Annotated in this window: 14 protein-coding genes and 1 riboswitch; of the genes, 6 read left to right on the top strand and 8 right to left on the bottom strand. The window is 54.5% G+C overall.

What is annotated here, in order from left to right:
- The first annotated feature begins 116 nt into the window (after nt 1-116).
- The 6 genes from QQJ87_RS13525 to QQJ87_RS13550 all read left to right on the top strand — a co-directional run bounded on the left by QQJ87_RS13525 (nt 117) and on the right by QQJ87_RS13550 (nt 5,258).
- A complete protein-coding gene (locus tag QQJ87_RS13525; protein ID WP_284282390.1) occupies nt 117-1,160 on the top strand; it encodes a carbohydrate porin in 1,044 nt (347 codons plus the stop codon).
- A 44-nt stretch (nt 1,161-1,204) separates the two neighbouring features.
- Nucleotides 1,205-2,227, top strand: coding sequence for an imelysin family protein (locus QQJ87_RS13530; protein WP_284282391.1), 1,023 nt, complete (start codon nt 1,205-1,207; stop codon nt 2,225-2,227).
- Nucleotides 2,228-2,256: 29 nt separating this feature from the next.
- A riboswitch (yybP-ykoY riboswitch) is annotated at nt 2,257-2,433 on the top strand.
- A gap of 8 nt (nt 2,434-2,441) precedes the next feature.
- A complete protein-coding gene (locus tag QQJ87_RS13535) occupies nt 2,442-3,020 on the top strand; it encodes a TMEM165/GDT1 family protein (protein ID WP_284282392.1) in 579 nt (192 codons plus the stop codon).
- Nucleotides 3,021-3,105: 85 nt separating this feature from the next.
- On the top strand, nt 3,106-3,282 hold the full coding sequence (locus QQJ87_RS13540) for a hypothetical protein (RefSeq protein WP_284282393.1): 177 nt from the start codon (nt 3,106-3,108) through the stop codon (nt 3,280-3,282).
- Nucleotides 3,283-3,297: 15 nt separating this feature from the next.
- Entirely contained in the window at nt 3,298-4,053 is a 756-nt protein-coding gene (locus tag QQJ87_RS13545) for an AEC family transporter (protein ID WP_284282394.1), read from the top strand.
- 2 nt (nt 4,054-4,055) lie between these two features.
- Nucleotides 4,056-5,258, top strand: coding sequence for an MFS transporter (locus tag QQJ87_RS13550; RefSeq protein ID WP_284282395.1), 1,203 nt, complete (start codon nt 4,056-4,058; stop codon nt 5,256-5,258).
- Here the strand turns inward: QQJ87_RS13550 and cueR are convergent.
- The 8 genes from cueR to adh all read right to left on the bottom strand — a co-directional run bounded on the left by cueR (nt 5,242) and on the right by adh (nt 14,033).
- Complete coding sequence (gene cueR / locus QQJ87_RS13555; protein ID WP_284282396.1) at nt 5,242-5,691, bottom strand: Cu(I)-responsive transcriptional regulator; 450 nt, start codon at nt 5,689-5,691, stop codon at nt 5,242-5,244. The two genes, QQJ87_RS13550 and cueR, sit on opposite strands and share 17 nt — an antisense overlap.
- Nucleotides 5,688-7,880: a heavy metal translocating P-type ATPase gene (locus QQJ87_RS13560; RefSeq protein ID WP_284282397.1), complete on the bottom strand. Its 2,193-nt coding sequence runs from the start codon at nt 7,878-7,880 to the stop codon at nt 5,688-5,690. Before QQJ87_RS13560 ends, cueR begins: the two co-directional genes overlap by 4 nt.
- A 132-nt stretch (nt 7,881-8,012) precedes the next feature.
- Entirely contained in the window at nt 8,013-9,305 is a 1,293-nt protein-coding gene (locus tag QQJ87_RS13565; protein WP_284282398.1) for a TRAP transporter large permease, read from the bottom strand.
- Nucleotides 9,302-9,922: a TRAP transporter small permease gene (locus tag QQJ87_RS13570; protein WP_284282399.1), complete on the bottom strand. Its 621-nt coding sequence runs from the start codon at nt 9,920-9,922 to the stop codon at nt 9,302-9,304. The genes QQJ87_RS13565 and QQJ87_RS13570 overlap by 4 nt, the downstream gene beginning before the upstream one ends.
- A 35-nt stretch (nt 9,923-9,957) precedes the next feature.
- Nucleotides 9,958-10,995, bottom strand: coding sequence for a TRAP transporter substrate-binding protein (locus tag QQJ87_RS13575; RefSeq protein WP_284282401.1), 1,038 nt, complete (start codon nt 10,993-10,995; stop codon nt 9,958-9,960).
- Nucleotides 10,996-11,137: 142 nt separating this feature from the next.
- On the bottom strand, nt 11,138-11,962 hold the full coding sequence (locus QQJ87_RS13580; RefSeq protein ID WP_284282402.1) for a PaaX family transcriptional regulator C-terminal domain-containing protein: 825 nt from the start codon (nt 11,960-11,962) through the stop codon (nt 11,138-11,140).
- Nucleotides 11,963-12,053: 91 nt separating this feature from the next.
- Nucleotides 12,054-12,425, bottom strand: coding sequence for a DUF779 domain-containing protein (locus QQJ87_RS13585; protein WP_284282403.1), 372 nt, complete (start codon nt 12,423-12,425; stop codon nt 12,054-12,056).
- An 87-nt stretch (nt 12,426-12,512) separates the two neighbouring features.
- Entirely contained in the window at nt 12,513-14,033 is a 1,521-nt protein-coding gene (adh, locus tag QQJ87_RS13590; RefSeq protein ID WP_284282404.1) for an aldehyde dehydrogenase, read from the bottom strand.
- Between the last annotated feature and the right edge of the window lie 184 nt (nt 14,034-14,217).

A 14,217-nucleotide genomic window follows, 5' to 3' on the forward strand; every position in this document is an offset into this window, starting at 1 on the left:
ATTTGCGAAGTTTCAAATTAATTGACCGTTGGGCCAGCGTTTTGCTGGCCTTTGTTTTTTCGATCAGGCCTGCTTTCGCTGACCATTCCTTCGAGATCAGCGGAGACGCGATCGGCATGTGGCAACGCTTTCAGAAGGGTGAAAGTGCACCCGGCACCTCGGCTGCGCGCTTCAATGTCCGGACCGATTTGGCCGTGCAGTCGAACTTGTCCGACACCTCGCAGATTTACCTGCAAGTGCGGGCCGGGCACGGGCTGGGCCTTCAGACCGCCGCTGACACCTTCACTGGTGCTGTCAATTCAACCGACTTTGAATTGGAGAAAAACGCCAAAGGCGCGGGCGTGTCGCCTGTGCTGCTTGCTCAGGCCTGGTATCAATTCGACACTGGCCCGGTGCAATGGGTCATGGGCAAGATTGATCCTTTTCTTTTCTTTGACACCAACGCGTATGCAGACGACGAGTCCAGAGAATTTGTGAACAATGTGTTCGTTCACAACGCCCTTCTGGACAGTGGTTCTGATGCCGGTGTAGACGCCTACGGATTTTCACCGGGCGTGGTGGTGTCGGGCCATCTGAATGCCTCAAACGCCCGCAGCCCTGTGGTGCGGCTGGGCCTGTTCGGACACGGTCACGGCCCCAGTTTTTCAGGCAGTCTGAATCAGCCGTTCAGCATTCTTCAAATCCAGTTTGACTCGGATGCCTTTTTGCGCCGGCATGGGCGGTGCGAATGGTATGTGTGGCGAAATCCACAACTTGAAAACCCGTTCAATGGCCAGTGGGAAGCCCAAATCGGCGCGGGTCTGTCCCTGTCGCAGTCGCTCACCGACAGTCTGGGTGGTTTTGTCCGTGCCGGGCGTCGCTTCCAGGGCACGGGTGTGTTCAACCGTTTTGTGACATTGGGCTTGCGTCAGACCGGTCTTCTTTGGGGGCGTGAACAGGATGTGGCGGGCCTTGCTTTGGGGGTGCTGAATCCTTCAGAAGGTTACCGCGCCTCAAGGCAATTGGCAGGCAATGAAAAAAACGTGGAACTGTTTTACGACTGGCGCGTCAATGAACACATGGAGATCACACCCAACGTTCAGTGGATTGGCAATCCGGCGGCAAGCAACGCTGTCGATCATTTGAACTTTGTGGGGCTACGGGCGGCTTACTTCTTTTGATGCACTGTCCCGTTCATTGCTTTGGGGGACACATTTTGAATGGCATGAAGAAGATGGCTTGCATAGGCCTGATGGGCTTTGCCGGATTGGTTCAGGCCGCCGGAACAGGCATCACTGCCGGGCAGGTGACTCAAAACGCTGTCAAATGGCAACAGGAGCCGCTCTCAAGGCAAGTGCTTTCAGATCTTGCCACTCTGCATCAGACCCTCGCTTCATATTGCAAATCCGACGAGCGATCACCCGACTTGTCGGAGGTGCGCACGGCTTTTGGCAAGGCTTCCGTGTCATGGGGGGCCATGCGTGCTGCGGTTTTTGGCCCCATGCTGGAATTTGACACCCTGCGCTTGATTGACTTTCAGCCCACTGACCCCGAAATGATTCACAACGCTGCGCTTACCAAGCCCCACGGCGAAGCGGACATGATTTTGATCGGATCTGCTGCCAAAGGCTTTCCGGCCTTGAGTTGGTTGTTGTTTCAGAAAAACATCAAACCCGGGCAAGCGGAATGCAATTATGCAGTCGAGGTGACGCACGACATCACAGACACCATCAACAGCCTGGATTGGCGCGTTCATGACGATGGCGACGCTTCAGAAGTGAATGCGGAACAGTCGCGTGCACTTCAATCGTATTTTCGGCAATTGGTCGGTGGTGTACATGACCTGGCATGGGACGGGCTTGAAAAGCCCGAGCTGCGCATTCAGCAGGGCAGCGCGCCACAATGGCCGTCCGGCGACCCTGCGCAGGCGGACGCCTATTTGCAGCAAACCTGGAAAGCCCTTCGCGAGTTGTTGCTGATGCCCGACCCGGCCGCTGCACAAGACACAGCACACACCGTGATATCACTGGAAGCGTATTTACGCAGTCGGGGCTATTCTGTTGTGGCCAATCATTTGCATGCACAGATTGTGAATGTTGATGCGCAGTTCAAACGGGTGCAAACCAAAGACACCGCCAGCGTGAACAAAACCGCTGATGCCTTGAAAGTCTTGCAGAATTTGATGCAGGGCGAAGTGTCCAAAACCTTGGGGTTCAAGTTGAATTTTGTGGCGCTGGGCGATTACTAGGGACAAAGCCCACTTTCTGCACTATAATTCGCAGGCTCATTGGGGAGTAGCCTTCTTTCGACCCTGAAAGAGCCGTTGTCAACACACTTGGCACACACAGCCATGGCAACGGCGGTTTATCCGAACTTGGCAAGACCTTTGACATCCCGCCTTCCGGTTGGCCCGGCCAAGGCTGGTTGTCTTTTGGTTAGGTCGGGCCGGAGAATACATTCAAATGGAATCCCTGTTGGTCTCTTGTGGCGTTGTGGCCCTCGCCGAAATCGGCGACAAAACACAGTTGCTCGCCTTCCTTCTCGCTGCCCGTTTTAAAAAGCCCTTGCCGATCGTGCTGGGTATTCTTGTTGCGACCCTTTTGAATCATGGCCTGGCCGGCGCGCTGGGCGCGTGGATTACGGCCCATGTTGAACCCTCCATTTTGCGTTGGGTGCTCGGTGCCTCATTCATCGGCATGGCGATCTGGACCCTGATTCCGGACAAAATCGAGGAAGACGACGCCAAGCTGGCCACCCGGTTTGGCGTGTTCGGCGCGACGCTGATCACCTTCTTTCTGGCGGAAATGGGCGACAAAACCCAAATTGCGACTGTGGCCATGGCGGCGCACTACGCCGATGTCTGGATGGTGGTTGCGGGCACCACGCTGGGCATGTTGATCGCAGACGTACCTGCTGTGTTTGTGGGTGATCGACTGGCCAGCACAATACCCATGAAATGGGTGCATGCCACAGCTGCGGGTATATTCGCCATTCTTGGCGTTGTCACGCTGTTGGGCGCAGGCAAGTCGCTGGGTGTGTAAGTCTGCAGAGGGCTTTCCACAGTTGACCCGTTGGTCAGTTTTGAAATAATGCGGATTCACTTCAAAACGCATACCTGAATCCAGCATGAGCAACCCCGATATTTTTAATCAAATCATGGCGGTCACTGCACCTGTGTTCGCCATGGTCATTTTGGGGTTTGGTCTGCGCAAGGCGCGGTTGGTGGACGATCCCTTCATTCACACGGCGTCCAATTTGGTGTTCAGGGCCACCATGCCCACGCTGTTCTTTTTGTCGATCTGACAATCAGATCTGCATGTGGCCTTTCAACCTGGCTTGGTGCTGTGTTTTGCACTGGTCACGCTGTTGGCGTTTGCCGGTTCTTGGCGGTGGGCGCACACCAATCTGCCATTCAATCAGCGCGGCGTGTTTGTTCAAGGGGCCTTTCGGGGCAATTGCGGCGTGGTCAGTTTTGCCTTGGTGTCCAATTACTTTGGCGCCTATGGTGCATCTGTGGGTGGCGTCTTGGCAGGTGTGGCCATTTTGTTGTTCAATGTGCTCTCGGTGTTTATCTTGTCTTATTACAGCCCGCTGATGCGCTTCAGCGTGAAGTCGGCCCTGAAAGACCTGGTCAGCAACCCCCTGGTGTTGTCCGTGTTGGCGGGTCTGCTGGCTTCGTGGGTCAAGCTTTCCATTCCACACTGGGTGCAGGTGTCGGGGCACTATTTCGCCGGAATGACCCTGCCACTGGCCCTGATCTGCGCTGGGGCCACCCTGTCTGTGGAAGGGGTTCGCCAGTCTGGCAAGGCGGCGTTTCAATCCAGCCTTGTGAAAATCATCATCCTGCCGGTTCTGGGTTGTCTGTTGGCGTTTGCGCTGGGCTTTCGGGACAAAGACCTGATCGTATTGTGGTTCTTCTTTGCCACGCCCACCGCGGCCGCCAGCTTTTCAATGGCCCTGGCTGCAGGCGGTGACGGCCGACTGGCTGCCAACATCATTGCTGTCTCGACCGTGTTGTCTATTGCCACCGTGACGGCAGGCGTGTATGTTCTGGCAGCGTTCATTGGAAATTAAACATGCACCCTGAATTAAGCAGTAAACGGGAGTGGGCATTGTTGCTGGTGCTGGCAGGCATCCAGTTCTCGCATGTGCTGGACTTCATGATCATGATGCCCTTGGGGCCTCAGTTGATCGAGGCATTTCAAATCAGTGATTCCCAGTTCGGTCTTTTGGTGTCGGCCTACACCTTTGCTGCGGGCTTGTCCGGTTTGCTGGCCTCTACCTATGTCGATCGTTTTGAGCGCAAAGCCCTGCTTTCGGTGTTGTATGGTTTGTTCGCGCTGGCCACTTTCAGTTGTGCATTTGCCCCAGGTTTTGGTGTGCTCATGGTCGCACGTGTGGCCGCGGGCCTGTTCGGCGGCGTGTTGTCGGCGATGACCCAAACCATTGTGGGCGATGTGATTCCATTTGCCCGGCGCGGCAAGGCCATGGGTGTGGTCATGACCGCGTTTTCAGTGTCCAGCGTGATGGGTGTTCCAGTCAGTTTGTGGGTGGCCGCACACACCAGTTGGCATGCGCCTTTTGTCGGGGTTGGTGTGCTCAGCGTGGCTCTGTTGCTGGTGGCACAGTATGCCTTGCCCCGCATGGGTCAGCATTTGGTGCAGGATGACCGCTTGACCACCACCGAGCTAATGACACAAGTGCTGGGCGATGCGAACCACTGGCGTGGTTTTGCCCTGTCATTCTTCATGATCTTTGCCGGCTTTTCGATCATTCCGTACATTACCCTGTACATGCAGACCAACGCAGGTTTGTCGACGGATCAAATCCCTCTGGTTTACCTGTGCGGTGGGGCGGCCACTTTGTTCACGGCCAATATTCTGGGTAAATTGACAGATCGCTGGGGCAAAGTGCCCACGTTTACCGCAGTCACTCTGTTGTCCATTGTGCCGATGACGCTTGTCACCAACGTCGCCGGTGCCCCTCTGTCGGTGATTCTTCTGGTCACCACCGGCTTTTTCATCTTCGTCAGCGGGCGTCGCATTCCAGCCATGGCCTTGTTGGCTTCGGTGACCAAACCCAATTTGCGAGGCACATTCATCACCCTGAACACATCCATTCAGTCTGCGGGCATGGGCTTGGGTGCCCTCGTGGGTGGCATGTTGATCAGCCGCAATTCAGAGGGTTTGCTGACCGGCTACTGGATGTGCAGCGTGATGGCTTTGGGCGCCAACCTGTTGACCATCTGGATGGCGCGCAGGCTCAAGGTTCGGGATTGACCGTGCCGCCCAGGCCCTGAAGAATCGGGCAGTCGGGTCGGTGATTGCCTGCACAGGCATGAACGAGGTGCGCAATCGTGTCACGCATTTCGGTCATGTCATGAATTTTCTGTTGCAGTGCTTCAATGTGTGTCGTGGCGATCTTTTTGACCTCGCGGCTGGCGCGCTTGGGGTTTTGCCAAAGCGACACCAACTCTGAAATCTGCTCAAGTCCAAACCCGAGGGTTCGCGCCCGCTTGATGAATTTCAGGACATGCAGATCCCTTTCACTGTACAGCCGATAGCCCGATTCACTGCGTTCACCTTCCGGCATTAGCCCAACGCTTTCGTAGTAGCGAATCATCTTGGCGTGAATGCCGCTGGCTTGGGCGGCCTCTCCGATTTTCAGCGGAAAACGCAGTGCGGTATGCCCGTTTTTGCCTGTGTTCCTCATGACTTTGACTCCTGGCCGGGGCGCCACCTGCGCAACAGCAAGGCATTGCTGACCACACTGACTGAGCTGAATGCCATGGCCGCACCTGCCACCACCGGGTTGAGCAGGCCGAATGCCGCCAGCGGGATGCCAATCAGGTTGTAGATCAGCGCCCAAAAAAGGTTTTGCCGGATTTTCCGATACGTGCGTCGCGAGATGTCGATGGATTGTGGCACCAGCGCAGGGTCGCCCCGCATCAAGGTGATGCCTGCAGCCTGCATGGCCACATCCGTGCCGGTTGACATGGCCAGACCCACGTCGGCAGCGGCCAGGGCCGGTGCGTCGTTGATGCCGTCACCGACCATGCCCACGGTACGACCCTGCTTGCGAAGGGCCTTAACCTCGTCGGCTTTGTCTTGTGGCAGCACTTCAGCAATCACGTGGTCGATCCCCAATTCACGGGCTACGCGGTCGGCACTGCCCCGGTTGTCGCCAGTCAGCAGTGTGAGCTGAATACCCAGGCTTTTGAGAGAGGCCAGTGCCTGCTTGGCACCTGGCTTGATGTCATCGCCAAAGGCAAAGAGGGCAATGACCTCAGCCTGCTGCTTGTTTTCGCCACTTGCCTGGGCCAGCCAGGACACAGTGAAACCTGATTTTTGCAGGTCTTCTGCCTCTGCTTTCATGGCGTCCATGTTGACGTTCATTTCATTCATGAGTCGGGTGTTGCCCAGCCAGAATGCTCGTCCTTCTACCTCGCCCTGAATGCCTTTGCCAGCCAGAGTGCGCGTGTGTTGGGCGGCCTGGGCCTCAATGTGCATGGCTTTGGCGTGTTCCAGCACTGCTTTGGCCAGGCTGTGTTCGCTGCCTTGTTGAAGTGAAGCCGCCACTTTCAGGACCGATTTTTTGTCGTGCCCGGGAGCACACACGGTTTTGTTCAGCTTGGGGTGTCCAACGGTCAAGGTGCCTGTTTTGTCGAACACCAGGCTGTTGATGTTGTGGGCCAGTTCCAGCGCTTCACTGTCTTTAATCAGGATGCCATGCCGCGCGGCCACACCGGTGCCCACCATGATGGCGGTCGGGGTGGCAAGGCCGAGTGCACAGGGGCAGGCAATCACCAACACGGCCACTGCGTTGATGATGGACTGTTCGACATTGCCGGACACGGCCAGCCAACCGACAAGGGTAATCAGCGCCACACCTACAACCACCGGCACAAAGATTGCACTGACTTGATCAACCACTCGCTGGATGGGCGCTTTTTCAGCCTGGGCGTCCTCAACCAGTCGAATGATTCTGGACAGGGTGGTTTCAGCCCCGATTGCCTTGGTTTCGATCAGCAATACGCCGTCGCTGTTGATTGCACCCGCAGTAACCGGATTGCCCACCTGTTTGTCCACCGGTAGCCCTTCGCCGGTAATCAGCGATTCATCCACCTGACTTTGACCTTCCAGCACGATGCCGTCCACGGGAATGCGTTCTCCTGCCCGAACTTGTACGGTGTCGCCAACGGACACCTCTGAGATGGGGATGGTCTTCAGCTTGCCGTCTTTCAGCACATTGGCTGTGTCTGGGCGCAGTTTCTGCAAGGCTCGAATGGCACTGCTGGTTTGCCGTTTGGCCCGAGACTCCAGCCATTTACCCAACATGATAAGGGTGATGACCGAGGCACTGGCCTCAAAATAAAGGTGGGGTGATTGCCCAGCCTTTGCAGTGAGCAACACGTAAAGGCTGAGGCCGAATGCGGCACTTGTGCCCAAGGCCACCAGCAGGTCCATATTGCCACTGCGTGCCCGCAGGGCTGCCAATGCCCCGGTGTAAAAATGCCAGCCCAGTACAAACTGCACTGGAATGGTGAGTAGAAGTTGCACCCATGCAGGCAGCATGGCGTGGAGGCCAAATGGCGTAAGCGCCATCGGCAAAACCAGCGGGAGGGTGAGCAGGGCTGCAATTGCCACAGAGCGTCCCTGTGTGTCCTTCACGGGCGCAACCGGTGCATTTTCCCGATATTCACTGCCTGTGTAGCCTGCCTTTTCCACGGCTTGAATCAGTGTTTCAGCGCTTAGGCTGCCTTCGCCGTGAATTTTCGCCTTTTCAGTGGCCAAATTGACACTGACACTCTGTACCCCTTCGACTTTTTGCAATGCTTTTTCGACCCGCGCCACGCAGGAAGCGCAGGTCATGCCTGCGATGTTCAGTGTGTAGTCGTTCATTGGTTCCCTGATCGATTGATTCAACAGTTTCAGTATAAACCTTACAATGATTGGAAGGTCAACCCTTTGATCTGGGTCAATAAAAAAGGCCGCTCAGTGAGCGGCCTTTACAGAAGGTCAGGAGTGATGACTCTATATGCCTGTATTCATACCCAACGCGTGAGGCAGCGCCAAGGACAGTGCTGGCCAGTAAGTAACTAAGGCAAGGAATATAAGCATGGTGAGCAGCCAGGGCCAAACGGCCACAGTCAGTTCCGTGATACCCATCTTGGTGATGCCCGATGCCACGTACAGATTCAAGCCCACCGGCGGATGACACATGCCCACTTCCATGTTGACCACCATCAGGATGCCGAAGTGCACCGGGTCAATACCCAGCTTTACTGCAACCGGGAAAAGGATGGGTGCAAAGATCAGCACGATGGAAGAGGGTTCCATGAAATTGCCAGCAACCAGCAGAATGACGTTCACCGCCAACAAGAACGTGATGGTGCCCAAACCATGACTCAACATCCAGGCCGCCAGTGCCTGTGGAATGTTTTCATTGGTCATGACGAATGAGAACAACACCGCGTTTGTGATGATGTACAGCAGCATGGCAGACATGTTGGCAGAGGCCAGCAACACCCTTGGTACATCTTTCAGCCTCAGGTCTTTGTAGACAAAAACTGAAATAACAAAGGCATATACGGCGCTCATCGCAGCTGCTTCAGTGGGCGTAAAAAGACCACTGTAAATACCGCCCATGACTACAACAATCAGCAGCAAACCCCAAATCGCTTTTCGAAATGCCACCCATCTTTCTAGCATGGTGGCTTTTGGCTGCCGTGGGTATTTGTTTTTCCAGGCGCGGTACCAGGTCGTAAAGCCAAGAAAGCTTGCGAGCATCAAGCCGGGAACAACACCAGCCATAAACATTGCACCTACTGAGGTGTTGGTAGCAACCGAGTACATCACCATCACAATGGAGGGTGGAATCAGAATGCCTAGCGCCCCTGAGGTAGTGATTACACCCGCACCAAAGCGTTTTGGAAACCCAGCTTTCACCATGGCTGGCATCAGTATCGAACCAATTGCCACCACGGTGGCAGGCGATGATCCTGATACGGCAGCGAAAAGGGCACAAGCCAGAACACCAGCAAGACCCAAGCCACCATACCAGTGGCCAACAATCGAGGTGGCAAAGTTGATCATTCGCTTTGCCACACCACCGTGTGTCAGAAAATTGCCCGCCAGGATAAAAAACGGAATCGCCATGATTTCGAAGTTTTCAATGCCGGTGAACAATTTGAGCGCCACTGCTTCCAATGGCACATGTGTCATGGTGAACAGGAAGGTCAGTACCGTTAAGCCTAGCGAAATGGAGACAGGCATGCCCGTCAGCATCAGTACTAGCAGCACTGAGAAGATGATGAGTGCGTTCATGAATGGATCTCTTCGAGGGTGGTTTCGTCTTCAAGCCCGTCAACCTGACCATGGTCGTGGTGCGGTAGCTCGCCTGTGCGGTGGAACACCCATGCGACTTGCAGAAAGCGGAAGCACATTAACGCCGAACCCAAGGGAATAGCGCTGTACACAGCCCAGGTTGGCCATTCCAGATCGGGGGTTATGGGGCCTTCGTAAAGACCATCAAGATTGAGGCCCAGAAAATGGTAAATGGCATAGTGCGCGCCATTGTCCCATACGAAATGTCCACCCAGAACTGCAATCACAATCGTAAACAGGGCGCCAGCAAGCAAACCAAATATAACCATCATGCCCTTGTACGGGGTTTTCAACTTGTTGAGAACCACGTCCACGCCAACGTGAATACCTGTGCGAACGCCGTAGGCTGCGCCAAATTTGCAAACCCAGACAAACATAATGATGCAGAGTTCTTGAGCCCAGCCAAAGTTCAGGCTGAGCAAATAATCTTGTAGGTAGGGTATTGAGTAACCCGATAAGTACCTGTGAACAACCGCCACAAAGATAATCAGTGTGGCGGCGCCCATCAGGAAAGTTATCAAGGCTTCTTCAAGGTGGTTAAGAACCTTGTTGAGCATGAAAATCTCCAGAACTTTGAAAAAACCTTTCGGCTTTACATCTTGGCAGGATCAAACCCAGTTGCCTGGTATACGGCCTTGATTGTGGATGCACCGATGCGAGATTCCATGTCCTTGTGCACTTTCAGCAGAGTCTTTTTCCACTCTTTCTTTTCAGCTGCTGTGGGTGTGTACACGGTTGTTGTACCGGCCTTGATCACAGCTTGCAAGTCTTCATCGTTCTTGGATTTTGCGATGGAGTTGCCGTAGTCGGTGGCTTCTTTCATCGCTTGTGTCAGTTCAGTGCGAATGTCTGAAGGCAGACCGTCCCAGAACTTCTTGTTCACAATCACTGCGTAGCCCAGGTAACCGTGGTTGGTCAAGGTCAGGTACTTCTGAACCTCATTCATTTTCTGGGTGTAGAAGTTGGAAATCGGGTTTTCTGTGCCGTCTACAACGCCGGTTTGCAGAGCCTGATACACCTCAGAGAAAGCCATGGTCTGAGGAATTGCACCCAGAACACGCATTTGGTCTTCCAGCACCTTGGAAGACTGGATACGCAGCTTTTTGCCTTTCAGATCGTCAGGAACGTGGATGGGGGTGTTGGCGGACATGGATTTGAAACCGTTGTCCCAGAAGGCCAGACCTTTGATGCCGCGTGGCTCCAGCTTGGCCAACAGTTCTTGGCCGACTTTGCCTTGTGTCACTTTGTGCAGGTCGTTGTAGTCGTCGAAAATGTAAGGCAAGTCGAATACTTCAAATTCTTTCACGCCCAGTGGACCAAACTTGGCCAATGACGGGGCCAGCATTTGGACTGAACCCACCTGCAGCGCTTCCATTTCTTCTTTGTCTTTGTACAAAGTGGAGTTTGGATACACCTCTACCTTGACGCGACCCTTGGTCAGTTCAGCTGCCTTTTTGGCAAAGAAGTCTGCAGCCAGACCCTTGGGGGTGTCTTTGGCAACCACGTGGCTGAATTTGATAACGATGGGTTGAGCGTCAGCGGCCCACACTGAGGTTGATGCAGTTGCTGCGAAAACCACAGTTGCTACTGCTTTGGTGATGCTGGAGGTTAGCCATTTGTTGGATTTCATTGTTGCTCCTTTGGTTGTGTTGACAAGTTCAACAAGAAGAGCATAGTGGATTGCAGCAGTTTTAAAAGTTGGGAACTTCCACATTGTGGAAACCACGCAGAGGATTTCCCGAGCATGGCGAAATCCCTGCGTTTGAAGGCATTTAGCGGGATAAGTTTTCGTCAAGTGTTTCCGATTGAACACCGATGACTTGTTCATGAAACTGCCGCCAGATGTTCTGCCCGATGGTGTCGAGTTGTTCGACAGTTTTGAAATAGGTGGCGCGGCTTTGCGCGTCTACCCACTCATCGGGCAAAAGCGGGTCATGCCTGACCAGTCTGATGTGATGGCTGCCTAGCAAATAGGATTCTTTGGCAGCCACTTCCAGCCCCAGCGTTTCATGGCGATCAAGCCATTGCTTCAGTGTGTCGGTTTCTTTCTTGTAAGACGCATTGAGTTGCGCCGGATCCCAGAGATTCTGGATGTCTTGAAGCGTGTGCGTTTGGAACTCTTTGGCCACAAACAGGTGGCAGTCTGGTGCAACACCCATGTTGACCAGTCGTGCTTTCAGGGTGTCCAGGTCCTTTTCAACGTTGTCCGGACGTATGAACAGGCCCTGTTCAAGTTCACGAAATCCACAGAGCTCGAAGGCGGTTTCTCGCTGTTTGAGTATGGTGCGGTTGGTTCGCCCCATGTGGTTGGTGTAGGCCACTGTGTAAAAACCCGTCCACGGGCGGGCGCGTTGCATCTGCAAGGTCCAGTTACTAACCCGTGCACCAATGCCTTTGGTTGCGCGGCCCAGGGTGTAAATGCCCCGTGCCGTGGATTCAATTTCCTGCTCAGCAGTTAACCGGGCCAGTGCAACACGAGTGCTGCCTTGCGCGACGCCGAACAGTTCACAGGCAGCCACCAGGTCTTTGGCGCTGACCGACTGGCCCTTGGCCGCCAGCAGCAGCCCCAGAATGAGTTTGCGCGGTTGTATGGTCATGGCATGTTCAAGAAGCAAAATAATGCCTCAGTGTAAAGCGACCTGCGCAATTGATCTAAAAGTGACTCCCGTGTGCTTGAGGATTTAACGATTATTCTGCGTATTCGATTGGGGGAAGTGCTGCGAATTCTTCATCGGAATACAAGCGTGAACGGGTCAGGAAGCGGAATCCGGTGGGGCGCTCCAGGCTGAACATGCCGCCGTTGCCTTTGACGATGTCGATGGTGAGGTGAGTGTGCTCCCAATAGGTAAATTGGGATTTGCTCATGTAAAAAGGAACGCCGCCGATTTCACCCAGTTTGACATCCTGGCCTCCCAAGGGAAATTCGTGACGTGGAAACAGCATGGGAGCACTGCCGTCGCAACAACCGCCACTTTGATGAAAGATGACGTCGCCATGCAGGGCCTTCAGGGTTTTAATCAGTTCGATCGCGGGTTCAGTGGCACTGACTCGGGTGTTCATTCGGTTTTCTCCGTGGATGTGGCACCGCCGACAAAATGCCGGCGGTGTTTTGAAGCGTCAGATCACGTTAAAACCGGAGTTCTTCGATTAGAAGAAGCCCAGTGCGTTGGGGCTGTAGCTGACCAACAGGTTTTTGGTCTGTTGGTAGTGATCCAGCATCATCTTGTGGTTTTCACGTCCGATACCAGATTGCTTGTAGCCGCCAAATGCTGCGTGGGCAGGGTAGAGGTGGTAGCAGTTGCTCCACACACGACCCGCCTTGATGCCACGGCCCATGCGGAAGAGTTTTGCTCCGTCGCGTGTCCAGACACCGGCACCCAATCCGTACAGGGTGTCGTTTGCAATCGCCAGGGCGTCCGCTTCGTCCTTGAAGGTTGTCACTGACAACACAGGGCCGAAGATTTCTTCCTGGAAAATACGCATTTTGTTGTGGCCTTTGAAGACCGTGGGCTTGACGTAGTAGCCGCCAGCCAGATCACCTGTCTGCTTGTTTTGCTCGCCACCGATCAGGCACTGGGCACCTTCCTGTTTGCCCAGGTCAATGTAGCTCAGGATTTTTTCCAGTTGCTCGGAAGAAGCCTGCGCGCCAATCATGGTGGTGGCGTCCAACGGGTTGCCCATTTTGATTTTGCCAACGCGGTCGATGGCACGCTCAATGAAGGCGTCGTAGATGCTTTCCTGAATCAGGGCGCGAGACGGGCAGGTGCACACTTCACCCTGATTCAGGGCAAACATGGCAAAGCCTTCCAGACACTTGTCGAAGAAGGCGTCGTCGGCGTCCATGATGTCTTCAAAGAAGATGTTGGGCGATTTGCCGCCAAGTTCCAGCGTGACGGGGATCAGGTTTTGTGAAGCGTACTGCATGATCAGGCGACCGGTCGAGGTTTCACCGGTGAATGCAATTTTCGCGATGCGTGGATTGGAGGCCAGGGGTTTGCCCGCTTCCAGACCAAAGCCGTTGACGATGTTGAGCACGCCTGGGGGCAGCAGGTCGGCGATCAGATCCATCACCACCAGCAGGGACGCTGGCGTTTGTTCGGCGGGCTTGAGCACCACGCAGTTGCCGGCGGCCAATGCGGGGGCCAGCTTCCAGGCGGCCATCAGAATCGGGAAGTTCCAGGGAATGATCTGGCCGACCACGCCGAGTGGTTCTTTGAAGTGGTAAGCGTAGGTTTCGTGATCGATTTCGCAGATGCTGCCTTCTTCGCTGCGGATGCAGGATGCGAAGTAGCGGAAGTGGTCAATGGTCAGCGGAATGTCGGCGGCCATGGTTTCACGCAGGGGTTTGCCGTTGTCGAGTGTTTCGGCCACAGCAACAAGGCGCAGGTTCTCTTCGATACGGTCTGCGATCTTGTTCAGAATGATGGAACGCTGTGTAGGTGATGTTTTACCCCATGCGTCCTTGGCAGCGTGGGCGGCATCCAGCGCCATTTCAATGTCTTCGGCCTGCGAGCGGGCAACCTTGCAAAGCAGTTGGCCTGTCACCGGGGTCAGGTTGTCGAAGTATTGGCCACCTTTGGGGGCGACCCATTTGCCGCCAATGAAGTTGTCGTACTGTGCCTTGAATGGAAAGCTGACGCCCAGCTTTTGCTCGTCGAGCATGTTCATATCCCTTCTCCTGTTTGTGGTAATGATGGTGAAGGGACTAGCGCAACCTGCGTGCCAAGGGGCCAAGGAGCGATGTTCGGCAATCGCTTGCAGATTGCAGGGACGTTGTTAGGAACTCGATTGCCGCAAAGTGTGCATGAATATTAAAAAGTGTTAAATCAATTATGCAGGAAATTGCATAATT

This window comes from Limnobacter litoralis, from assembly GCF_030160455.1.
GTDB classification, from domain to species: domain Bacteria; phylum Pseudomonadota; class Gammaproteobacteria; order Burkholderiales; family Burkholderiaceae_B; genus Limnobacter; species Limnobacter litoralis.